We start from the raw sequence: 23,330 nt of genomic DNA, 5'->3' as shown, positions 1-23,330 counted from the left end.
ATCCAGGGAAGGGCATCCCATGAGCATTGCATTCACGTTCCCCGGGCAGGGCAGTCAGGCTGTCGGCATGGGCAAGGATCTGGCCGACGCCTTTCCGGAGGCGGCAGCCGTCTTCGCCGAAGTCGATGAAGCGCTCGGCGAAAAGCTGTCGGAGGTCATGTGGAACGGGCCGGAGGAAACGCTGACGCTGACGGCAAACGCGCAGCCGGCGCTGATGGCCGTCTCCTTAGCCGTGATCCGCGTGCTTGAAGCCAGGGGGCTCGATCTCAAGACCAAGGTTTCGTTCGTCGCCGGCCATTCGCTCGGCGAATATTCCGCACTTTGCGCTGCCGGAACATTTTCGCTCGCCGATACGGCACGGCTCTTGCGCATTCGCGGCAATGCGATGCAGGCGGCCGTTCCGGTCGGCAAAGGTGCCATGGCAGCCATCATCGGCCTGGAACATGCCGATGTCGAAACGGTTTGTCGCGAAGCAGCGTCGCTCGGCTCCTGCCAGATCGCCAACGATAACGGCGGCGGGCAGCTGGTGATCTCGGGCGAGAAGCAGGCAGTGGAGAAGGCGGCCGCACTCGCCTCCGAAAAGGGCGCCAAACGCGCGCTGATGCTGCCCGTCTCCGCACCCTTCCATTCGTCGCTGATGACGCCCGCCGCCGACGCCATGCGCGATGCACTCGCCAAGGTTGAGAAACGCGATCCCTCCGTTCCGCTCGTGGCGAATGTGCTGGCTGCTCCGGTGAACGATGCCGGCGAGATTGCCCGGTTGCTCGTCGAGCAAGTGACCGGCCAGGTACGCTGGCGCGAGACGGTCGAATGGTTCGCGGCCAATAATGTCACGACGCTTTATGAAATCGGCTCGGGCAAGGTGCTGACGGGACTTGCCCGACGGATCGACAAGACTGTCAACGGCATCGCCGTCAATACGCCCGCCGATATCGACACGGCGCTCGCCGCCCTTCTGGCCTGAGCGCTCCAGTTATAAGGAACAAGCCCATGTTTGATCTTTCCGGCCGCAAGGCTCTCGTCACCGGCGCATCCGGCGGCATCGGCGAGGAAATCGCCCGCATCCTGCACGCACAGGGCGCCATTGTCGGCCTGCACGGCACCCGTGTCGAGAAACTCGAAGCGCTCGCCAACGTGCTTGGCGAGCGTGTCCAGATCTTCCCTGCCAATCTTTCCGATCGCGCCGAAGTCAAGGCACTTGGCGAGAAGGCCGAGGCTGAACTCGGCGGGGTCGATATCCTCGTCAACAATGCCGGCATCACCAAGGACGGCCTTTTCGTCCGCATGAGCGATGAAGACTGGGACAACGTCATCGAGGTCAACCTCACGGCGGTCTTCCGCCTGACCCGCGAGCTCACGCATCCGATGATGCGCCGCCGCTTCGGCCGCATCGTCAACATCACCTCCGTCGTCGGCGTCACCGGAAACCCCGGCCAGGCCAACTATTGTGCCTCGAAGGCCGGCATGATCGGGTTCTCCAAGTCGCTCGCGCAGGAAATCGCCACCCGCAACGTTACCGTCAACTGCGTCGCTCCGGGCTTCATCGAAAGTGCGATGACCGGTAAGCTCAATGACAAGCAGAAGGAAAGCATCATGGGTGCGATCCCGATGCGGCGCATGGGCTCGGGTGCAGAGGTCGCATCCGCCGTTGCATATCTTGCTTCGACCGAAGCGGGCTATGTCACCGGCCAGACCATTCACGTCAACGGCGGCATGGCGATGATCTGATCCGACACCGGTGAAGAACGGCGCGTGTGACCCGTCGCTGACGCTTGGTTCGCCGCCTTCACCGGTCGGTGCCAAATGCCTGAAATTCAATGTTGACCAAGCGAATGTCGGGCATTTTCGCCCTTTGCGGCAGACTTAAACCGTGTTAATCGGGCCATGACTGTGCGCAGTCGACCGGTCCGGCCAGGTGTCCGGCAGCCCTTGCTGCCCTGGGTTTTCCGCGGGTTCGGTTGGATGGATTGCCCGGCGGACCATCTTGGTCTATCAGGCTTGATTGAAAGTGACGGCGCCAACAATGGCGCCGCAGAGAAACGAAGGTCGAGGAACTCCGACATGAGCGATATCGCAGAACGCGTGAAGAAAATTGTTATTGATCATCTTGGCGTCGACGCCGAAAAGGTCAGCGAAGGCGCAAGCTTCATCGATGACCTCGGCGCGGACTCGCTCGACACCGTCGAACTGGTCATGGCATTCGAAGAAGAATTCGGTGTCGAGATCCCGGACGACGCGGCAGATTCGATCCTGACCGTCGGCGATGCCGTCAAGTTCATCGAGAAGGCTCAGGCCTGATTCTTACGGTCCAGGCCGTTGACGGGCCGCTTTGTCGCGGCCCGTACCAGCCCAGGGGAAGTGGGCTGACCTGCGTCGACCGCGGGTCTCGATCAGCAAAGCGTTCCCGCCTTTCCCTCTGATCGTCACATGAGAAATTTACAATGGATGCACGGATCGGGGTCGTCACGCGTGGTCCGGTCCGGCTCTGGAACTGAACAGTCAGGGTGGGTCACGGGTTATGAGACGTGTCGTTATCACCGGTACCGGCATGGTATCTCCTTTGGGTTGCGGAACCGAAGTCAGCTGGTCGCGTCTTATCGCGGGCCAGAATGCTGCGCGCAAGGTGACCGAATTCGAGGTTGAGGATCTTCCTGCCAAGATCGCCTGCCGTATTCCTTTCGGCGACGGCTCGGACGGCACCTTCAATGCCGACGACTGGATGGAGCCGAAGGAGCAGCGCAAGGTCGACCCCTTCATCGTTTATGCGATGGCGGCTGCCGATATGGCCCTGGCCGATGCCGGCTGGAAGCCGGAAAGCGATGAGGACCAGATTGCGACCGGCGTGCTGATCGGTTCCGGCATCGGTGGTCTCGAGGGCATCGTCGATGCGGGCTATACGCTGCGGGACAAGGGACCGCGCCGTATTTCTCCGTTCTTCATTCCCGGCCGCCTGATCAATCTCGCGTCGGGCCAGGTCTCCATTCGCCACAAGCTGCGTGGCCCGAACCATTCGGTCGTGACAGCCTGCTCGACGGGCGCACACGCGATCGGCGACGCGAGCCGGCTGATCGCGCTCGGCGATGCCGATGTGATGGTGGCGGGTGGCACGGAGTCGCCGATCTGCCGCATCTCGCTCGCAGGTTTCGCCGCCTGCAAGGCGCTTTCGACCCAGCACAACGACAACCCGGAAAAGGCATCGCGCCCCTATGACGCCGATCGCGACGGTTTCGTCATGGGTGAAGGCGCAGGCGTCGTCATCCTCGAAGAGCTCGAGCATGCGAAGGCACGCGGCGCCAAGATCTATGCCGAAATCGTCGGCTACGGTCTTTCCGGCGACGCCTTCCACATCACCGCTCCGTCCGAGGACGGCGACGGCGCGTATCGTTGCATGCAGATGGCACTGAAGCGGGCCGGTCTGATGGCCGACGACGTCGACTATATCAATGCCCACGGCACCTCGACGATGGCCGATACGATCGAGCTCGGCGCGGTCGAGCGGCTGGTCGGCAACAGTGCGTCCAAGATATCCATGTCCTCGACAAAGTCGGCAATCGGGCACCTGCTCGGCGCCGCGGGCGCGATCGAGGCGATCTTCTCGGCGCTTGCGATTCGCGACAACATCGCTCCGCCCACTCTCAACCTCGATAATCCATCCGTCGAGACGAAGATCGACTTGGTGCCGCATGTCGCGCGCAAGCGCGAGATCAACGTCGCTCTGTCGAACTCCTTCGGTTTCGGCGGCACGAATGCCTCGCTGGTGCTGCGCCGCTATAACGGCAACTGAAACCGGCTGCGCGACGCGATCGATCACGACGATTCTCGGCTGATTCTGCCGAGGATCGTCATCCTGTCGGAAATCCGCTTCCGACCTCCGGTGCGGTTCAAACACCGGCTTGTGATCCTGCTTTTTGCCGCATTGCTCGCTACAAGCTGTAGTCGGAGGATTCGCCGCCGCCGGGCGGCGACGCCGAGACTATGTTCGCGCAAGGCATTTCTGACAATTTGTAGAATATCCATTGCTCTGACACATTCAGCTTGCCGTCGGTCTAAGCCGAAATTCGCACCGGCGGCAGCTCGATTGAAGTTGCGAATTTCGGATTCGGGATAATCGTGAGCGACTCAAGCGATAACAGCGGGGCACAATTCGGCCGCAATGAAACCGGGAGCAACGGGCCGATCATCCCGAAATCGGCAAGCGAGGCCCTGCGCCCCGAAAAGGTTCCGCAACCGCCGAAGCGCTCGCGCAAGGCGCGCAGCCAGGTCGTCATCTTTCTCAATTTCGTGATGACGGTCATCGTCTTCGTGGCGCTCGCGGCCGCCGGCGCGGTCTATTATGCGATGCACGAATACGAAAAGCCCGGCCCGCTGGAAGCCAACAAGAACTTCATTGTTCGCAATGGCGCGGGCATCAGCGAAATTGCCAGCGGCCTTGAGCGCAACAGCATCATTACCGATGGCCGCGTGTTCCGTTTCGTGTCTGAAGCCTATCTCGACAACGAAACGCTGAAGGCGGGTGAATACGAGATCAAGGCCGGGTCGTCGATGCAGGAAATCATGCAGTTGCTGAAGTCCGGCAAGTCGATCCTGTACGCCGTTTCGCTTCCGGAGGGACTGACGGTCAAGCAGATGTTCAACAAGCTCGCCAACGATCCGGTGCTGGTCGGCGACTTGCCACAGGATGTGCCGTCGGAGGGCACGCTCAAGCCGGACACCTACAAATTCACCCGCGGCACCAAGCGCGCCGAGATCGTTCAGCAGATGATCGCAGCACAGAAGGCTTTGGTCGATCAGATCTGGGAAATGCGCGACCCCGACCTTCCGGTCTCGACCGTCGAGGAGTTCGTGACGCTCGCCTCGATCGTCGAAAAGGAAACGGGCCGCGCGGACGAGCGTCCGCGCGTGGCGTCGGTATTTATCAATCGCCTCGAAAAGGGCATGCGGCTACAATCCGACCCGACCATCATATATGGCATCTTCGGCGGAGAGGGGAAGCCGGCGGACCGGGCGATCCTGAAGTCGGACCTTGATAAGGAAACGCCTTACAACACCTATCTCATCAAGGGCTTGCCGCCGACCCCGATCGCCAATCCGGGCCGCGCGGCACTTGAAGCCGTCGCCAACCCCTCGCGTACGCCGGAACTTTATTTCGTGGCGGACGGAACGGGCGGCCATGTCTTTGCCGCTACGCTGGACGAGCACAACGCCAACGTAAGGCGTTGGCGGAAGCTCGAAGCGGAGAAGGCGGCAGAGGCAGCGAAGGCGGCAGAGGCGGCCAAAACCGCCGAGCCGACGGCGACACCGGTCGAGGCGCAGTAAACGGCCCTTATTGTGGACGGACAGGGTACGGCGCGGATATCCCTTGCGGGATGCCGCGCCGTCGCCCTATTGCTTTTGCGACTGCAGTGCCGTGCGTCTCTTCAGACGCGAAAGGGTCGCCGTCGCACTTTGAAACGCTGCATCGGTTCATCCTCAATCGGCTTCGATTCCAGGAAACATGCAGCAGCGGACGGAGGTAATGATGCCGCTCCAATCGATGACTGGCTTTGCGAGGAGAGAAGGCAGCAGCGGACGCCATCGCTGGGCCTGGGAACTGCGGTCGGTTAACGGCAAGGGGCTCGATATTCGCCTTCGCTTGCCACAGGGTCTTGAACGCTTCGAGCCCGACTGTCGGCGCCTTGCCTCGGAATATTTCGCCCGCGGCAATCTGCAGATCGGCCTCAACGTCAGCGGCGCCGAGGCCGCCGTCGAGGCCGTCGTCAACCAGGGTGCATTGTCCGCCGTATTGAGACTTCGAGAGCAGCTTGGCGATCTCGTTGATCCCGCGCCGCTGAAGTTCGATACGCTGCTCTCGATCCGCGGCATCGTCGATTTCCGGGAGCCGGAAGAAAGCGAAAGCGAGCGTGCCGCGCGCGACGCCGATATCCTCTCCGGCTTGGGGCTCGCCCTTGGGGACCTGCGGTCCATGCGCGAAGAGGAGGGGACGGCGCTCGGTCAGATCCTGCTTGCGCATGTGGATCGCATCGAGCAACTGACGGCCGGCGTGGAGAGCGACCCGTCCCGGAGCCCGTCCGCGATCGCCGAACGGCTGGCGCAGCAAGTGGCGCTTTTGATGGAGGGCGTGTCCTCCCTCGACCGCGAAAGACTGCATGCGGAGGTCGCGTTGCTTGCCACGAAGGCGGACCTCAGAGAAGAAATCGACCGTCTCGGTTCGCATGTCGCCGCTGCTCGCGATCTTCTGGCAAAGGGCGGCCCCGTCGGCCGCAAGCTGGATTTCCTTGCACAGGAATTTAACCGCGAATCGAATACGATCTGTTCGAAATCGAATGCCGCCGCGGTCTCGGCCGCCGGAATCGAGTTGAAGGTCGTGATCGACCAGTTTCGCGAGCAGGTTCAGAATCTGGAGTAAGACATGAAGCCGGCGACCACTTCGCCCATCAAGATCGCCCGCCGTGGGTTGATGCTCGTGATTTCGTCGCCTTCGGGCGCGGGGAAGTCGACGATCGCCCGCAACCTTCTCGAGGCCGATCCGGAACTCAGTATCTCGGTGAGCGTGACGACGCGTTCGCGGCGGCCGAGCGAAATCGAGGGACGGCATTATTTTTTCAAGTCGATCCGCGAATTCGAGGCGCTGCGAGCGACGGACTCGCTCCTCGAATGGGCGGAGGTGCACGGCAACTTCTACGGAACCCCGCGCGATGCCGTCGAGGCGGCGATGGCCGAAGGTCGCGACATGCTCTTCGACATCGATTGGCAGGGCGCCCAGCAGTTGCAGGAAAAGATGGGTGGCGACGTCGTCTCGATCTTCATTCTGCCGCCGTCCATGGCCGAACTGCAGTCGCGGCTGCACCGGCGCGCCGAGGACAGCGAGGAAGTGATTGCGACCCGGCTCGCCAATTCACGCGCCGAGATCGAGCATTGGCGCGAATACGACTATATCGTCGTCAACGACGATCTTGATCGGGCGTTCTCGGCCGTCCGTGCAATTGTGGACGCCGAACGCCTGCGCCGCGACCGCCGCCCCGGCCTGTTCGAGTTCGTCAACGGACTGCTGACGGAAAACCCTTTTTAATCAAGCGGGGCGGGGCGCGTCTCACTGAACCGGACGGCTAACCGCTGAGGCAATTCGCCAATCGGCAGAATTCCTCGACCGTCAGCGTTTCGGCGCGTCTTTGGGGATCGATGTCGGCCCTTGCCAGCAGCGCCTCACCACCCAGGCTTTTCAGACTCTGGCGCAGCATTTTGCGGCGTTGGCCGAAGGCGGCCTGCGTCACTTTCTCAAGCGTGGAGACAGAGCACGGGATCGGATCGGCAATCGGCTCCAGATGGACGACCGACGAGGTGACCTTAGGCGGCGGTGTGAAGGCTTGCGGCGAGACGTCGAAAGCCGTGCGCGCCTTCGTTCGCCAGCCGCACAGAACGCCGAGCCGGCCATAGTGATCGTCGTCGGCACCCGCCACGATCCGCAGACCGACCTCGCGCTGGAACATCAGCGTCATCGACTGCCAGAACGGCGGCCATTGCTCCGGCAGCAGCCAGTTGACGAGAAGCTGCGTGCCGACGTTGTAGGGCAGGTTGGCGATGATGCGCACCGGACCGTCGGCGAGCGTTTCGAAAGGCACCTTCAGCGCGTCGCCCTCGATCACATCGAGCCGTCCAGGATAATGGGCGGCGATTTCGGCGAGCGCCGGGAGGCAGCGGGCGTCGCGTTCGATCGCGACGACCTTCTTGGCGCCCAGCGCGAGGATAGCCCTCGTGAGGCCACCCGGTCCCGGGCCGACTTCGATGACGGTCACGCCGTCGAGCGGACCGGCCGTGCGGGCGATCTTCTGGGTGAGATTGAGGTCCAGGAGGAAATTCTGACCGAGCGCCTTCTTCGCGTCGAGACCGTGACGCTGGATGACATCTCTGAGCGGCGGCAGACCATCGAGCGCCGCCATCAACGATGCGTCCCGTCCGTGTTGGCGGCGAGCTCGGCGGCAAGGTGAAGCGCCGCCAGAAGGCTGTCTTCGCGCGCGATACCTTGTCCGGCGATGCCGAAAGCGGTGCCGTGGTCCGGCGACGTTCTGATGAAGGGCAGCCCCAGCGTGACATTCACGCTGTCGTCGAAGCCGAGCGCCTTCGCCGGTATTAATGCCTGATCATGATACATGCAGATCGCGGCGTCGTAGGTCTCCCTCGCGCGATCGTGGAACATGGTATCGGCCGGGAGCGGGCCGACGACGTCCAGCCCCTCGGCGCGGAGCCGGTCGATGACGGGGCGGATGAGTGCATCGTCCTCGAGGCCGAGCGCACCGCCTTCGCCCGCATGCGGGTTGAGACCGGCAACAGCAAGGCGCGGCCTCGACAGGCCGAAGCGGTTCTTGAGATCGGCAGCAGTTATCGTGCAGGTTTGGTGGATGAGTTCCTGCGTCAGCGCGCCGGGAACGTCCTTGAGCGGAATATGGATCGTGACTGGAACGGCGCGCAGCTTCGGTCCGGCCAGCATCATCACCGGCAGGATGGGCGTCCCGGTTGCTTTCTCCGCGAGGTGCGCGAGGTATTCGGTGTGACCAGGAAAGCGGAAGCCGGCCTCGTAGAGCACAGCCTTCGCAATCGGGTTGGTGGCTACCGCCGTTGCTTCGCCGGCCATGGCGAGCCGCACGGCGGTGTCGATGGCGGCGGTGACCGCGGAGGCATTGGCCACATCAGGCCGGCCCGCGACGACCGGAGCCCCGCAGCGCACCGGCAATACCGGCAAGGCGCCCGGGAAGACCGCGCAGGCGCCGAGGCAATCGGTTTCCGCTATCCGCACCGCCTGGCCGAGCGCCTTTGCGCGGGCCGAAAGCACCGCAGGGTCGCCAATAAAGAGGAAAGGCGGCGTCGGCCGCGTCTCGCGTCTCGCCCACACGGCCAGGCTGATGTCCGGGCCAATACCGGCCGGGTCGCCCATCGTCAGGGCGATCGGCCTGCCGCTCGTCTTGTTCATGGCCGCCCGTTACTTGTTGACGATCTGCGCCTTTTCACGCAGCTCTTCGAGGTACTTCTCGCTGTTCGGGTCTTCGCCGCCAGCCTTCTTCTTGCCGAGGTCCTCCGCACGGAAGACGATTTCGGCGGCCGTGTCGTCGTTGACCTGACGCTTCTTGCAGATTGCAAGATATTCGACACCTTTTTCGGTGACGCGCGTGCCGGTGGTCATGCCGTCGCCAGCCTTTTCGACGAGCGGCTTCCAATCTTCCGGCAATTGCTGGGCAAGCACGCGGCCAAGGCTGCGAATCGAGACGTCGCGATAATTGGCGGCAAAGACCTTGGATGTCTCACAGCCCGGGAACTGCGATCGCGAAGCGTTTGCTTCGGCCTGCCGTTTTGCCGTAATCGCGCCGCGCTTGGATGCCGGGATGACGAAAATGACCTGCTGGAGGAAATATTCCGTCGTTACAGGCTTGTTGCCGCCACCTTCCATCATGCGCTTCACAAGGTCGCCGCCGGTGAGGCGATTGGCGTTGCCGTAGCGGAAATTGACGACGCGAGGCCAACTCATCTGGACAGCGATATACTGCTTGAAATGATCGACGCCGACGCCAGACTGGTCGAGGATCTTGCCGAGTTGCTCAGGCGACATCTTGTTTCCAGCGGCAAATCGCGCAAAGGCGGCATCGACGTCCTGGGTACTGACCGACTGCTGGACGCGTGCGATCTCGCTGCGTTTCAGCACTTCGTCGACAAGTTGCTGCTTCGCTTCCTCTGCGCCGCCGCCTTGGCGTTGGAGGCGCAGGAAGGCCACGCGCTTCGCGATGTCGCCCGAAGTGATTACGACATTGTTGACGATCACCTTGACTCCGCTTGCGGCCTGTGCCGGCACGCATACAGCGACACTCAGCGTGCCGGCAAGCACCAGCGCCGATATCACCCTCAAGATCGATTTCCCGCCCATCATATTTCCTTGTCCGTCCCGCGCCCCAACCGCCCGTGGTCCGCGTCGGACCGCCAGCCTGCGCCTTCCCTGTGCCAGTTGGAGGAAATGCATAATACATGCGGCCAAACGATGACAAGACCACATGATCAATCCTTGCGAGTTGCACGTCTTCGGGAACGCGCAGCCGGCCGAACAAAGTTGCAGGCGTCTGGCTAACGCATCCCGCTTTCAGGTGGACGCTGAAAGCGGATAAGATGCTCCGAAATCAGCGTCCTTTGTGCGTTCATTTGAACGCACGGCGCTCTTCGGCCTGGACCTCAATAGTAGTCCAGCTCTTCGAAGGTGGTGTCGCCAACGTCGATGTCGCCAAGCGTGCGGAAGCTGATGCGCGCGCCGATCGACCAGTCGTTCGCGACCGAACTGTCGGTATCCCGCTCCTGCTGGTAGACGATCGAGAACAACGTATCCTGATCATCATAGGTGATACCGAAGCCGTTGCGGGAAATGACGTCATTGTTGATGTCATAGGTCAACGCTCCGAACACCGACCAATAATCGTGGAATCGGTAGGCAGCGGCCGTCTGGATTTCGTCCTGGTCTGAGGGCGATCCGTAGGTCGGTTGTGCTTCGATCCGCGTATAGGTCAGGGCCGCCTGCCATGTCAGGCCCAGATAGCCGACCGTGGCGTCGGCGCGGCGCAGGGCAAAGTCGCTCTCGTCGAGCCGGCCGGAGAGACTTGCCATCAGACCGTAGGGCGCGTCGACGCCGACCATCGCCACATAATCCGAACTCTTGGTTTCCAGTCCCGAATCCGCCCCGACCTTGACGAGATCGTCGGTTGCGAAGGAGTTGAGCCCGCCGAGGTGGAACGACTGGCCGGCGATCGCGCGCAAGCCGTAACCGTTGTCGAAACTTCCGGTATAGCGAATGCCAAGATTGGCGCGCGTACCGCCTTCGATACGATCGAAGCCGGAGAACTTGTCGCGATCGAAAAGGTTGGTTGCATCGAAGACGAAGCTCTGCGCGTCTTCGTTCGGGAGCCCGCCGGCATGCTGTTCGTCCGGCCGAACATAGATCTGGCCGATCGGCTCCAGCACGTGGCTGCTGTTCTCGCCGGCAAACAGGATCGGGTAGCGTGCTTCGAGACCAGCGGTCAGCATGCGCCGCGTTGCGGCGTCACTATTCGTGTAGTCGCCGGTGTAGCCGGGGCCGGGATCGTCCATGTTGAGGCCCAAGGCATCGCCGCGTGCCGCCAGCAATGGCGTCAATACGAGACCGCCCGGCGCAATGAATGTCCGCTTCCATTCGAGGTCCGCGGTCAGACGGTGCGCGGTGCCTTCAAGGCCGCGGAAACGCTCGACGCCGAGGACGTTGATGCTGTCCAGCCGGTTGCGCTTGACGTTCGTGAAGTTCACGTCTGCGCTGAGCTCGCCGCCCAGCACAGATTCCGGCGCGAAGTAGGAGTAGTCGAGGACCTGAGCCGCAGGCTGCTGATTTTCCTCGAGGCTGTCGGGGTCGGCGTCCTGGATGTCGAAATAGAAGGCGCGCAGGTCGAAGTAATTGCGTTTGCCGAGGCCGGTCAGGTAGGCCTGATTGGTATAGGTCGTGCCGTCGAAGCTCTCCAGATCATAGGTCTTGGCGAAGTTGGCGTCCGATTGGACGAGCACGTTCCAGCCAAAACTCCAACGCGGATTGATCTGGAATTCGCCCTTCGACGCCACCATCCCGCGATTGGTTTCCTCGGCATCGACGGTTCCCGGCGTGAACCGGTCCCTGTCGAGCTGGCTGATGCCGGCCACGTTCAGCGTGTGCAAACCGTTATGGAACGATTGACGGAACTCGCCCTCGAGCAAGAACCCTTGCCGCGTCAGACCCGTCGCGGTGACAGTTGCGTCCATATAGGGCGAGATCGCCCAGTAGTAAGGGACGCCCACGCCGGCGCCAAGTTTCTGCGTATAGCGGAACTTCGGAAACAGAAACCCGCTCTTGCGCTTGACCGTGTGGTCCGGGATCTCCATTGCCGGAATATAGGCGATCGGCTTGCCGAAGAGCTCGAAATAGGCGTGTTCCAGCCGAATCGTGTGAGTCCTGCCGTTCTGGATCACACGCTCCGCCTTGATGTGCCACAGGGAACGGTGCTCCGGCTTGATATTGCAGGGCGTGCAGGCGGTGTAGACAGCCTTGTTGAGAATGAATTCTTCGCCGTTGCGCCGCTCACCGCTTTCCGCCGCCAGCCGCGTCAGATCGGTCGTCTCGATCCGCAGGGCCTGGACGAAACCGTTGCCGAAGTCGTCGGTGACGTCCATCTTGTCAGCGTAGACAATATTGCCATCCGGCTCGACCAGCTGGATCTCGCCGGTCGCGATGATCCGCCCCGACTTCTGGTCGTATGTGACTTGACGGGCGACCATCCTGTAGCCGCCGTATGCGATCTGAACGCTACCGCGCGCGGTGACGGTTTCCGCGTCGCGATTGTAGATGAGCTCATTGGCCGACAGCAGCAGCTTTGCGTCAGCCGGAATGTTCGGCTGCAGCGAATCGATTCGCGCCGATGTGTCCTGCGCCAGGACCGGCGCATTCATTCCCATGGCAAGTGTATGCAATGCGACGCCTGCGAGCAGGGCAGCATTGGTCAGCTTCATGCGTTTGCGGTTGCCTGCCGCCACTAGCCATCCTCCTGATGCAGTAGAATCGTCGAGCCCAGCGCCATCGCTACAACAACTGGCAACCAGGCTGCAACGAACGGAGGCACAATACCGCTGCTCCCGAATGCTTTGACAAGCACGGTGACGACATAAAGCACGAAGCCCGAGACGATGCCACCGAGAATTACGGAGCGCGATTGGTTGAACCGGCTAAATTTCAAAGAGACGCATGCCGCGATCAGAGTCATCGCTACAAGCAGCAACGGCAGAGAGAGCAGGGAGTGGAATTGCGTTTCCATGCCGGCGGTGGAAAAGCCGAAGGATCGGGCCACCTCGATCTTCCGCGGAAGGTCAAAAAACTGAATGGAATCAGCCTTTGCCAGACGTTCCTGAACGAACTCCGCCTTGAGGTTGGTGGGGATCTGTGCCGTTTCCTGACGACGAGGCAGCTTGCCGCCACCTGTTTCGGTAACGTCGTTAAGAAGCCAGTAACCATCTTCGAGTTTGGCGGACTTCGCGTCCTGCCTCTTGATGATGGTACCCTGTGGATCAAAGTGGATGACGGTGACGTTGATCAGCTCCGTTCCGCCGTTCTGCACGGAGCGCGCACCGATGATCGTATCAGTGCCGTCGTAGATCTGGCGGAGCCAGGGAATCGAATTCGCTTGGGCCGAACGGGACGAGCCCCACTCGGCTTCGAGCGCCTCGGCCTTCTTCGTTCCCCAGGCTGCAAGCGGGTTGAGCACAGCTACGGCGAGCAGCCCGAAAAGAAACGCGCCGAGCACGAAGGGGCGAAGGAACTGCCAGACGGAAATGCCCGCCGCCCGCGTGACGACCAATTCATAACGGCGGTTCAGCGAGATCAATGCGGCCATCGCCGAAAAGAGCGCGATGAAGGGGACCGTCTGCTGCATGATCGTCGGGATGCGAAACGTCGTCATCAGCAGTGCGCCGCTCACCGTGTAATGCGGCAGCGCCGACATGCGGCTGGCGAGTTCGCTGAAATCGATGATGAAGATCAGGGCGAAAATACCGACGAGGAACCAGAAGGTCGTGATCGTGTAGCGCTTGAAAAAATAGCGTCCGAGCGTGTTGAGGATCATGAAGCCTGTTCCCCGTCAGGGCCCGCCGGCCGCATGACGCGGAACCGGATCATGAGTTCGGACAGTTTTTCCCGCCATGTCATCGGTATGTCGAGCCTACGATTGCTGACAAGCTGGTGGATCGCAAATGCGCCGGCTGCGAGCGGAATGAAATACATGAGCGGAATGAACCAGACGGAATCCTCGGCACTGTTTGCGGCATAAAACGTCATCCACCGGATCACAAGCGCCGCTCCGAGCGCACTGATCATCGGGTGCACGCGCGCCTCGCGGTGAGAGCGCGCATCGCTGCTGACGACCAGCGCAATGAGGGCGAACAGCAGCGGGTAGGTCCATTCGGTGAAGCGCTTGTGGAGTTCCGCCGTGAAGGCCAGCGGCGCCCGCTTGTAGGCCGGATCGTTGGGGTCCGGGTTCAGCAGGTAGAAAAGGTCGCGATCCTTGGCGCGGATGTTGGCCTCGCCCACGGCCTTGGTCATGTCGGTCAGGTCGAAGGCATAGGAGTCGAACTTGATGACAGAGACGCCGCCATCCGGCAGCTTGCGGTGGACCTCGCCATCCTTCATCACCAGAGCCGAGCTTTCCTCGTCGACGGCGCCCTCGCGAGCGTAATAGACGAGCTCGAAATTCGGATTGCGCGAATCAGCAACGAAGATGCCCTGCAGGACGCCGCCGCTGCGGCGGGCGCCCACCTGCACGTAAAGCCCGTCGGTGATCTTGCGGAAGGCGTTCTCCTGGACAACGGCGGAGAGCAGGTCGGCATGGGCCGTCGCGATCATCCGACGCACGGCGACGCGTGAATAGGGCTCGACGAAGTTGTCGATGGCAAAGGACAGCACGCTCAATCCGGCGGCAAGATAGATGACCGGCCGGATAATCGCCATGCGTGAGCTGCCGGCTGCGTTCAGCACCGTCAACTCCGAATCGGTATTCATTGCGCTGAGCGTCTGCGTCACGCCGATCACGAGCGCGAACGGGAGTATGATCGGAACGACCGACGGCAGAATCAGCGTCGCAAGTTTCAGGAAGGCGAAGATCGACTGGCCGCTGTCGGTGACCAGGTTCACGTTCGTGAGCGCCTGAGTCGTCCAGACGATACCCATCAGCGGCAGGAGCGTTGCGAGGAACATGGTCGCGGCGCGCCGGAAGATGTAGCGTTCAATCAGCTTCATGTCCGCATCCGGTCCAAATCCTGCTCAATTCTTCCATCCCGCGGCCCTGAGCTTGATGGCTCATTCATGACCGACCGGGTCTCCGCCATTGTGCCCCAAGAATCCGATTCTCGAACAACAGGGATAATATAAGGCCAACAACTGCGGTTAACTGCATGTAAACACGTGTGGGCATCTTGCCAAGCGGCTGAAAAGCGAGAAGGGTGCGCGCCACAGCTTTGACGGTGGCCGGCGTCGCGAATGTTTGCCACTGTAACCGTCCGGTAACAGAGCGGGCGGATCTAACAGAAATGCCCGGAGTGTTAAATGCCGATGAAATTCGAATTCGCTTTCAGTAAGTCCCACCGCCCCGCTGGCGGCGTCGCCGTCCTGGTCGCCGGTGCCAAGGAAGCGGCCGGTGCGGCGGTCGCCGATCCGGAAGGCGTTTTGCCGAAAGCGGCAAAGGTCGGCAAATTTACGGGCAAGGCGCTCAAGACCCTCGACATCGTCGCTCCTCACGGATCGTCGGCCGATCGGATTCTTCTTCTCGGGCTCGGCGACGGGTCCGCTCTGACGGGTCATGACTGGCTGAAGGCCGGCGGCACGGTTGCCGCGAAGTTGCGTTCTGCTGAAAAGGTCACGGTCTTTCTCGATGCTCCGGGGGTCGATGTCACGGGTAAGGCCGCCGCTGACTTCGCTCTCGGCATGGAGATGAACGCCTACTCCTTCGACAGCTATAAGACCAAGAAATCCGACGACGAGCCAAAGTCTCAACAAAAACCGGTCAAGGTGACGATCGTCACGGGTATGGTTATCGCCGCCAAGAAGGCGTTCGCCGTCGCTCAGGCGATTGGAGAAGGCGTCTTTCTCGCACGCGATCTCGTCAACGAGCCGGCGAACGTGCTCGGGCCGGTCGAATTCGCTGCCAAGGCGAAGGAACTGGAAAAGCTTGGCGTCGAAGTCGAGGTCCTCACCGAGCGGGAGATGAAGAAGCTCGGGATGGGCGCTCTGCTTGGCGTTGCCCAGGGCTCTTCCCGACCGCCGCGCCTGGTCATCATGCAGTGGAAGGGCGGAAAGGCGAAGGAGAAGCCAATCGCCTTTGTCGGCAAGGGCGTCGTTTTCGACACAGGCGGCATCTCGATCAAGCCCGCGTCCGGCATGGAGGAGATGAAGGGTGACATGGGCGGCGCCGCGGCGGTCACCGGCCTTATGCATGTGCTCGCCGCGCGGCAGGCAAACGTCAACGCGGTCGGCATCATCGGGCTCGTTGAAAACATGCCGGACGGCAGCGCCCAGAGACCGGGCGACATCGTCACCTCGATGTCCGGCCAGACGATCGAGGTGATCAATACGGATGCCGAGGGCAGGCTCGTCCTGTGTGACGCGCTCTGGTACTGCAACGATCGCTTCAAGCCGCAGGCGATGATCGATCTGGCGACGCTCACCGGCGCCATCATGGTCGCGCTCAGCAGCCATTATGCCGGTCTGTTCTCGAATGATGATCGCCTGGCCGAACGGTTGCTCGCAGCCGGCATCACGACGCAGGAACGTCTCTGGCGGATGCCGCTCGGCAAAGAATTCGACAAGATGATCGACAGCAAGTTCGCCGATATGAAGAACACCGGCGGTCGTCACGGCGGCTCGGTGACCGCTGCCCAGTTCCTGAAGCGCTTCGTCAAGGATACACCTTGGGCGCATCTCGATATCGCCGGAACGGCGATGGGCTCGCCGACCGACGAGATCAACCAGTCCTGGGGATCCGGTTTCGGCGTGCGCCTTCTCGACGAGCTGGTCCGCACGAGCTACGAAGCCTGATTGCGTCACAGCCGATGTCCGGGAGCGATCGGCATGACCGAGATCCTTTTCTACCACCTGACGGAATCGAAACTCGAGGATGCGCTGCCGCCGCTGCTCGACAAGAGTGTCGAGCGCGGCTGGCGGGTCGTCGTGCAAACGGTCGATGCGGAGCGACGCGACGTGCTGGACACGCACCTTTGGGTCTATCGCGACGACAGCTTTCTGCCGCATGGTACCGATGCCGGCGATTTCGCGGCAGACCAGCCGATCCTGATCGTTGCCAATGAAAGCAACGAGAACGCCGCGACGGTGCGCTTCCTTGTGGATGGCGCGGAGCCGCCGCCCGTCTCGGATTACGAGCGCGTGGTCTTCATGTTCGACGGCTATGACCAGCAGCAGCTCGAGGCGGCACGCGCCCAATGGAAACGGCTGAAAGGGGAGGGGCACAACCTCACCTACTGGCAGCAGAACAGGGACGGAAGGTGGGAGAAGAAGGCGTAGGCCTGTTTGGCATTGGCAATACAGAAAGCCCGGCGTACGCCGGGCTTTCTGTTGGAGAAACAAGGTCAGTCGTGGAAGGCGTCGACGAACTTGCGGCGGCCGAGCATGAAGGCGTCGGCGACATGACGCAGAGGCGCTAGATCAACGTCGGATTTGCCGGCCTTGATGAGTTCGGCAAAGCGCCGGTACAGCATTGGATATTCCTGTTCCGGTTCCTCGTGCACGAGCTTGCCGTCGACGGCCAGTTTGGCGCCACCTTCGGAGAGAACCATCTCGCCGGCATCGGTTTCCGCGACGATATCCCAGCTCTGCTTGCCGGTCTGGCGCCAGTCGAATTCAGCCGAGACGCTGAGCTTGCCCGCATCGCTGAAAGCGATCGTCGCGGCGATCGGTGCGTCGCGGTTTTCCGGAAACTCCAGCGTCGCCGACGTGATGAAGATCGGGCGGGGCAGGATGTGGGTGACGATCGAGAGCGCATTGATGCCCGGGTCGAACACGCCAAGTCCGCCGGCTGCCCAGATCCATTCCTGATTCGGATGCCAGTGGCGGACATCCTCCTTCCAGATGATCTTGACGTTGCGGATCGTAGTCGACGCGAGAAACGCCTTGGCGGCTTCGACTGCCGGCGCATAGCGCGAATGCCAGCTTGCAAAGAGCGAAACGCCCTTCGCCGCCGCGAGCGCCTCGAGATCGGCAACCTCGCTCAAGGTCGCGCCCGGGGGCTTCTCGAGGAAAACATGCTTGCCGGCCTGAAGCGCCACATGTGCCGCCTCATAGCGATATTGCGGGGGCATGCACAGCGAGACGGCGTCGATTGCCGGCACTGCGTCCAGCATCGCCTCGATCGACTTGAAATTGTCGATGCCGTCCACCGTTCCGTGGCGGCTCGCCGCCGCGATCAGTCGGTACTCGGCGTTCTTTGAAATGGCCGGCAGGTGCTGGTCGCGCACGATCTTGCCGACGCCGACAATCGCAATTTGAATGGGGGTCATGGTGCTTCGCTCGAATTAGTATGATTTATTCTCGATCCTTGTAGCAGATTGGAGGCAGCGGGCAAGCACGGTTCGCGCGTGCATCACTGTCATCCTGAGCGCACAGGATGTCGGCGTCCCTTGTCGTCGGCGAGGAAAAATTGGTTGTTTCGCTGGCAGACGGTATCTGTACCGTAAAGCGGGCTGTTGAGGATTTGCAATGACAGAAACCATTCGCCATGCGACGCGTGCGGAACTCGACACGATTATCGACTGGGCTGCGCGAGAGGGATGGAACCCCGGTCTGGAGGATGCCAACGCGTTCTGGGCGGCCGACCCCGAAGGTTATTGGGTCTCGACCGAGGAAGGTGCGCTTGCTGCGGCGATCTCTCTCGTGCGCTACGGCACCGATTATGCGTTTCTTGGCTTTTACGTCGCTCACCCGGCCTATCGCGGCAGGGGCTTTGGCTTGGCTCTGTGGACACGGGCGATCGCGGAGGCGGGCGAGCGGACCATTGGGCTCGACGGTGTTGTGGCGCAGCAGGAGAACTATCGAAAATCGGGCTTCGTCCGGTCTCACGCGAATATTCGCTATGGCGGCGTTGTCGATGTGAAGGATCCGCCGGGCACGAACCTGATCGATGCAGCGCCGATCCATGCTCCCGCCTTGATCGAATACGATCGCAGCTTCAACCCGGCAAGCCGGGACGCTTTTCTGCGCGAATGGGCGAAGCAGTTGAAGACGCGCAGAAGCGTCGTGCTGCTGCGCGATGGGACGATCACCGGTTACGGAACGCTGCGGGCCTGCCGGGAAGGGTTCAAGATCGGCCCGCTCTTCGCCGACACGGAGACCGGTGCCGATCTCATTTTTCGCAAGCTTGCCGCCGGTGCCAAAGGCGGCCAGATCTATCTCGACATTCCCGAGCCGAACGCGTCCGCAAAAGCACTTTGCGAACGGTACAACATGAAGCCGGTTTTCGAGACCGCCCGCATGTACCGCGGTCCGGCACCGGATCTTCCGCTGGAGCGGATCTATGGCATCACGACATTCGAGCTTGGATGACTACAGTGCCGCGGTATCAGAGGCGTAACGGCGTGCAGCATCCCGAATGCAGCGGATCAACTGATCATTGCCTCTTCGTATTCGGTCGATAGTTCCAACCACTGCTCCTCCGCCTCGGCGAGCTTCGCAGCGGCCTCCGAGCGTTCCTTGGCCTTCTGCGCAGCCTTTGCCGGCGCCTTTTCATAAAGGCCGGGATCTGCAAGCTCGGCATCAAGTGCTTGAATCAGTTTCTCCAGTTTCCCGGTCAACGATTCGATCTCGTTGATCTTTTTCCTGAGAGGCGCCAGCGACGCGCGCTTGTCGGCATTGGCCTTGCGCTGATCCGCTTTCGACAGAGCCTCGTCCGATCCATTGATCTTCAGCTTGTCGTCCCGGGGCTTGGGACCGCCGACGATCAGGCTGCGGTAGTCTTCGAGATCGCCGTCGTAACCGGCCACGGTTCCATCGCGCACGAGCCACAGCCGGTCGGCAGTGGCCTCGATCAGATGCCGGTCGTGCGAGATGAGGATGACTGCACCGGAATAGCATTGAGTGCCGTGATCAGTGCGTTGCGGCTGTCGATGTCGAGATGGTTGGTCGGTTCGTCGAGGATCAGCAGGTTGGGCGCGTCGAAGGCGGCAAGTCCCATCAGAAGCCGCGCCTTTTCGCCGCCGGAAAGATCTTTCGCCGCCGTGTCCATTTTTTCTGTCGCAAGCCCCATTTGTGCGACGCGCGAGCGAACCTTTGCTTCCGGCGCATCCGCCATGCGGCGGCGGACATGCTCCACCGCGCTTTGCGTCGGCACCAGATCGTCAAGCTGGTGCTGGGCGAAGAAGCCGATCTTCAGTCCCGGGGCGATCCGGACATCGCCCGCCTCCGCCTGGAGCCGGCCGGAAATGAACTTGGCGAAGGTCGACTTGCCGTTGCCGTTCGAGCCGAGCAAGGCGATGCGATCGTCCGCGTCGATGCGGAGATTGAGGCGCTTGAGGATCGGCTTGCCCGGTTCGTAGCCGACCGCACCGCCCTGGATGGCGACAATCGGAGAAGCCACCTGTTTCTCAGGATCGGGAAAGGAAAAACCCTGGACGTGTTCCTCGATCACGGCCGCCACGGTGCCCATGCGCTCCAGAGCCTTGACGCGGCTCTGCGCCTGGCGGGCCTTCGACGCCTTTGCCTTGAAGCGATCGATGAAACTCTGCAGATGCTTGCGCGCCGCTTCGTTCTTGGCCTTCGCCTTCATCTGCAATTCATCGGCTTCCGCCTTCTGCCGCTCGAACTGGTCATAGGAGCCGCGATAGAAGGTGAGCTTCTTCTGATCGAGATGAACGATTGCATTGACGGCGGTGTTCAGGAGGTCACGATCGTGGCTGATGATGATGACCGTATGCGGATAGCGGCGAATATAGTCCTCAAGCCACAGCGTGCCTTCGAGGTCGAGATAGTTGGTCGGCTCGTCGAGAAGCAGCAGGTCGGGTTCGGAAAAGAGAACGGCCGCCAGCGCCACGCGCATGCGCCAGCCGCCGGAGAAGGACGAGGCCGGCCGCCGCTGCGCCTCATGGTCGAAGCCGAGACCAGCAAGAATGCTTGCGGCGCGCGCTTCCGCGGAGTGGGCACCGATGTCGGCAAGCCGCGTCTGGATGTCGGCGATCCGGTGCGGATCGGTCGCGGTCTCGGCCTCGGCGATGAGCGCCGTGCGTTCCTTGTCCGCCTTGAGCACGATCTCGATCAGCGGCTCCTCTGTCCCGGGGGCTTCCTGCGCAACCTGACCGATGCGCGCATTTTTCGGCAACGACACACTTCCGGCTTCCGCCGAAAGCTCGCCGGTTATCACCCGGAAGAGCGTCGATTTACCCGCCCCGTTGCGTCCGACGAGCCCTGCCTTCGTGCCCGCCGGTAGCGTCACGGAAGCATTTTCGATGAGAAGACGGCCCGCAATGCGGGCGGAGAGACCGGCGATCTGGATCATGCCGCGCCTTTTGCCCGGACTTTTCCGGGAAGGCAAGGGGTGCGACGGAGACCGAGGTTGTCGCGCGGTGGGAGCCCGTTTGTGCTTTTCAAGAGGCGATTGTTATCGAATCGTGGACAACGTGTTCTGATAATCAATACTTCTAAACATCATCATGAGGGCCCACATGTAATCATGGAAGAGCGCTCCCAAGCTCCTCCGACTTACCGGATCAGATCGAATGCCATCGGCAAGGCCACCGCATTCGAAGGAAACCGCTCCGGCCAATCTTTACGAAATCGTCGTTCAAGCAACGACCGCTCAGGAGAGATGATCATGAAAAATGCAATTCATACTGCGCTTGCTGCAGCCCTGGTTGCCACTGCCGTTCTCGGCGGCGCATCGGCCGCCTTTGCCGGCGGCAGCTACTATGAAGGCGTCAGCGACAAGCCGCTTTTCACGGACCGTGCGCCCAAGGCGCGTGAGGGTTCGGGCGATGTCGTCCGTGGCGGCCGCAACGGCTCCCTCGATGGCACGTCCACCGGTTCGGTATCGAGCTACGGCTCGACGCCTGCCTACGTTTCTGGCGGCGAAGGTGAATATTATCAGGGCATTAGCCGCTAACCAGACCTCCTCCCAAGCGCGGGCACGGCGTGAGAACGCCGCGCCCGCATCCATTTCATCAAGGAACGATCCTATGAACAAGTCCATTGCAGCCCTTCTCGTTGCCGTCGCTGTGACTGGTGCCGCCTCTACGGCAAGCGCCGGCGGCAGCTACTACGAAGGCGTAAGCCAGAAGCCGCTTTTCACGGGACGCGCGGCGGCCTCGGCCGGCGCCGGCGTTTCGGCGAGCACCGCCGACAATGGTGATTTTTATGCCGGCGTTGACAACAAGTCTGTCGATGCGGCATCGACCGGCGCGATTGCCAGCGGCCGCGCAGCGGTGAACGTCTCCAGCGACGGCGACCAGAACGTCCGTTAATCCACGCCAATAGGCGCATCGAGAGACCCGGCACCGCCGAGCGCGGAGCCGGGTCTCTTCATGTGTGGCGGTCGTTTCCGAAACCTGCCGCCAGATCCATCGTCTCAGGCGGCATCCGGCACATAGGCCTTGCCGCTCGTCCTTTCGATGTCTGACGAATAGACCCGAATGCCCCCATTCGCCCGCGCCGCGGTCAAAGCAAGTTCGGCCTGACCCAGCAGCTCAGCGGCGCTTGTTGCTGCCGTGGTCAGCGCGATGCCGGCGGAAAGGGAGAGTGTTTCGCTTGTGAAAGCACGGCCGGGCGGTGTGATTGCCAGCTCTGCGACACTTTGATGGATCCGCCGCGCAATCGCCTCGGCGTTTTCCGCAGTGACGTCGTTGCAGACGAAAGCGAACTCCTGTGGCCCGACCCGCGCAACGAAGTCATTCTTCTTGATCGTCTTGCGGAAGATCGTGGCGAGATCGCTCAGTACCTTCTGTGCCAGCGCGCCGCCATGTTGTTCGCCAAGGTCTCGCAATCCTTCAACCGTTGCCACGACAAGCGCCGCGGATTGACCGGATGGCTGATCGAACACGGCCGCAAGCCTTTTCGAAAGGGCCGCCTGGTTCGGCAGACCGGTCAACCGATCCCGCGTCAGGGCCATGCGGCTTTCTTCGAGATCGCCTTCCAACTCGCCTAAACGTTGAGAATGCATCTCTATCGCTGCACGAAGTGCGGTTTCTTCATTCATCAGCAGCCCTGCCGCGTCGCGCAACTGTGCCGCTTCATCTGCGAATTCCGACATGGCTGTGACCGGATCGGAGGCGAGTCGAGCCGCGAACCGTTTCAGCTGACCGTTGAAGGCATGCTTTCGCGCCAACGTGTCGCCGAGCATCGTCGCCAGCTCGCCGAGTGCCTGCTGCGCCTCGGCGCGTGCGCGGTCCGCCGCCAGCGCGCTATGGCCAATGATCTTGTGCTTGATGCCAAGCTCGTCCAGGGCTTCCTGTGTCGGCTCCGGGCCCAGGGCGGCGAGATCGCGTGACAATTGTGGCATCTGACCGGACAGCGCTTCATAGATCAGCTCATAATTGCGGGGGAGGGCGGCGACGCCGAGCCGCATCATCGAATGCGCCAGCTTTTGGATGATCGCCGCATTTCGTACCTGCGATCGGCCGCGCGCCGTTGGAAGATGCTGGGTCATGGCGGTGCCTTTGATAACGGTGTCGAACTCGCCTCGCACTATCTCCAGCGCGAATTTAAGAGATCCTGAAAATAGCCGAGCAACGAAGGTAAAATGCACGATATGGTTGCTGAATCATGATCA

20 protein-coding genes and 1 pseudogene are annotated in these 23,330 nt (G+C 61.6%); 12 read left to right on the top strand and 9 right to left on the bottom strand.

Annotated elements, in window-relative coordinates:
- Positions 1–19 precede the first annotated feature (19 nt).
- The 7 genes from fabD to gmk all read left to right on the top strand — a co-directional run bounded on the left by fabD (position 20) and on the right by gmk (position 7,069).
- Positions 20–964, top strand: a complete 945-nt coding sequence (fabD, locus tag QN222_RS17830; RefSeq protein WP_283961428.1) for an ACP S-malonyltransferase — start codon at positions 20–22, stop codon at positions 962–964.
- A 26-nt stretch (positions 965–990) separates the two neighbouring features.
- Entirely contained in the window at positions 991–1,728 is a 738-nt protein-coding gene (gene fabG / locus QN222_RS17825; RefSeq protein WP_283961427.1) for a 3-oxoacyl-[acyl-carrier-protein] reductase, read from the top strand.
- 333 nt (positions 1,729–2,061) lie between these two features.
- Positions 2,062–2,298 carry an acyl carrier protein gene (locus tag QN222_RS17820; protein WP_003531676.1) on the top strand — a complete coding sequence of 79 codons (237 nt, stop codon included), beginning with the start codon at positions 2,062–2,064 and terminating at the stop codon, positions 2,296–2,298.
- 220 nt (positions 2,299–2,518) lie between these two features.
- Positions 2,519–3,784: a beta-ketoacyl-ACP synthase II gene (gene fabF / locus QN222_RS17815; protein WP_180940617.1), complete on the top strand. Its 1,266-nt coding sequence runs from the start codon at positions 2,519–2,521 to the stop codon at positions 3,782–3,784.
- Between the two features lie 326 nt (positions 3,785–4,110).
- On the top strand, positions 4,111–5,316 hold the full coding sequence (gene mltG, locus QN222_RS17810; RefSeq protein WP_283961426.1) for an endolytic transglycosylase MltG: 1,206 nt from the start codon (positions 4,111–4,113) through the stop codon (positions 5,314–5,316).
- Between the two features lie 202 nt (positions 5,317–5,518).
- A complete protein-coding gene (locus QN222_RS17805) occupies positions 5,519–6,406 on the top strand; it encodes a YicC/YloC family endoribonuclease (RefSeq protein ID WP_283961425.1) in 888 nt (295 codons plus the stop codon).
- A gap of 3 nt (positions 6,407–6,409) precedes the next feature.
- On the top strand, positions 6,410–7,069 hold the full coding sequence (gmk, locus tag QN222_RS17800; protein ID WP_283961424.1) for a guanylate kinase: 660 nt from the start codon (positions 6,410–6,412) through the stop codon (positions 7,067–7,069).
- A 37-nt stretch (positions 7,070–7,106) separates the two neighbouring features.
- Here gmk and rsmA read toward each other — a convergent pair whose 3' ends face one another.
- From rsmA to lptF, 6 genes are all read right to left on the bottom strand, one after another.
- On the bottom strand, positions 7,107–7,937 hold the full coding sequence (rsmA, locus tag QN222_RS17795) for a 16S rRNA (adenine(1518)-N(6)/adenine(1519)-N(6))-dimethyltransferase RsmA (RefSeq protein WP_283961423.1): 831 nt from the start codon (positions 7,935–7,937) through the stop codon (positions 7,107–7,109).
- Positions 7,937–8,965, bottom strand: coding sequence for a 4-hydroxythreonine-4-phosphate dehydrogenase PdxA (pdxA, locus tag QN222_RS17790; RefSeq protein WP_283961422.1), 1,029 nt, complete (start codon positions 8,963–8,965; stop codon positions 7,937–7,939). The genes rsmA and pdxA overlap by 1 nt, the downstream gene beginning before the upstream one ends.
- 9 nt (positions 8,966–8,974) lie before the next feature.
- Positions 8,975–9,913, bottom strand: coding sequence for a peptidylprolyl isomerase (locus tag QN222_RS17785; protein WP_283961421.1), 939 nt, complete (start codon positions 9,911–9,913; stop codon positions 8,975–8,977).
- 296 nt (positions 9,914–10,209) lie between these two features.
- Complete coding sequence (locus QN222_RS17780; protein ID WP_283961420.1) at positions 10,210–12,558, bottom strand: LPS-assembly protein LptD; 2,349 nt, start codon at positions 12,556–12,558, stop codon at positions 10,210–10,212.
- Positions 12,558–13,640, bottom strand: coding sequence for an LPS export ABC transporter permease LptG (gene lptG / locus QN222_RS17775; RefSeq protein WP_180940625.1), 1,083 nt, complete (start codon positions 13,638–13,640; stop codon positions 12,558–12,560). Before lptG ends, QN222_RS17780 begins: the two co-directional genes overlap by 1 nt.
- Positions 13,637–14,809 carry an LPS export ABC transporter permease LptF gene (lptF, locus tag QN222_RS17770; RefSeq protein WP_283961419.1) on the bottom strand — a complete coding sequence of 391 codons (1,173 nt, stop codon included), beginning with the start codon at positions 14,807–14,809 and terminating at the stop codon, positions 13,637–13,639. The genes lptG and lptF overlap by 4 nt, the downstream gene beginning before the upstream one ends.
- A 306-nt stretch (positions 14,810–15,115) precedes the next feature.
- Between lptF and QN222_RS17765 the strand changes: the two genes are divergently transcribed.
- Positions 15,116–16,603, top strand: coding sequence for a leucyl aminopeptidase (locus tag QN222_RS17765; RefSeq protein ID WP_283961418.1), 1,488 nt, complete (start codon positions 15,116–15,118; stop codon positions 16,601–16,603).
- 33 nt (positions 16,604–16,636) lie between these two features.
- Positions 16,637–17,086, top strand: a complete 450-nt coding sequence (locus QN222_RS17760) for a DNA polymerase III subunit chi (RefSeq protein ID WP_283961417.1) — start codon at positions 16,637–16,639, stop codon at positions 17,084–17,086.
- 65 nt (positions 17,087–17,151) lie between these two features.
- On the opposite strand, the gene QN222_RS17755 is transcribed toward QN222_RS17760, so the two are convergent.
- Complete coding sequence (locus QN222_RS17755) at positions 17,152–18,078, bottom strand: Gfo/Idh/MocA family oxidoreductase (RefSeq protein ID WP_283961416.1); 927 nt, start codon at positions 18,076–18,078, stop codon at positions 17,152–17,154.
- 199 nt (positions 18,079–18,277) lie between these two features.
- Here QN222_RS17755 and QN222_RS17750 point away from each other — a divergent pair, with 199 nt between their 5' ends.
- Complete coding sequence (locus QN222_RS17750) at positions 18,278–19,120, top strand: GNAT family N-acetyltransferase (protein WP_283961415.1); 843 nt, start codon at positions 18,278–18,280, stop codon at positions 19,118–19,120.
- 56 nt (positions 19,121–19,176) lie between these two features.
- Here QN222_RS17750 and QN222_RS17745 read toward each other — a convergent pair.
- Positions 19,177–21,065 (bottom strand): annotated as a pseudogene (locus QN222_RS17745) (ABC-F family ATP-binding cassette domain-containing protein).
- Between the two features lie 309 nt (positions 21,066–21,374).
- Here QN222_RS17745 and QN222_RS17740 point away from each other — a divergent pair.
- Positions 21,375–21,668 carry a hypothetical protein gene (locus QN222_RS17740; protein WP_336621032.1) on the top strand — a complete coding sequence of 98 codons (294 nt, stop codon included), beginning with the start codon at positions 21,375–21,377 and terminating at the stop codon, positions 21,666–21,668.
- A gap of 73 nt (positions 21,669–21,741) precedes the next feature.
- On the top strand, positions 21,742–22,026 hold the full coding sequence (locus QN222_RS17735; RefSeq protein WP_283961413.1) for a hypothetical protein: 285 nt from the start codon (positions 21,742–21,744) through the stop codon (positions 22,024–22,026).
- Positions 22,027–22,130: 104 nt separating this feature from the next.
- On the opposite strand, the gene QN222_RS17730 is transcribed toward QN222_RS17735, so the two are convergent.
- Positions 22,131–23,207, bottom strand: coding sequence for a GGDEF domain-containing protein (locus QN222_RS17730; RefSeq protein WP_283961412.1), 1,077 nt, complete (start codon positions 23,205–23,207; stop codon positions 22,131–22,133).
- Positions 23,208–23,330: the final 123 nt, after the last annotated feature.

Origin of the sequence: Sinorhizobium sp. 6-70 (assembly GCF_030124375.1) — a bacterium.
GTDB lineage: Bacteria > Pseudomonadota > Alphaproteobacteria > Rhizobiales > Rhizobiaceae > Sinorhizobium.
The sequence above is the reverse complement of the archived record's forward strand: the minus strand, read 5'-3'. Positions and strand labels throughout refer to the sequence as shown.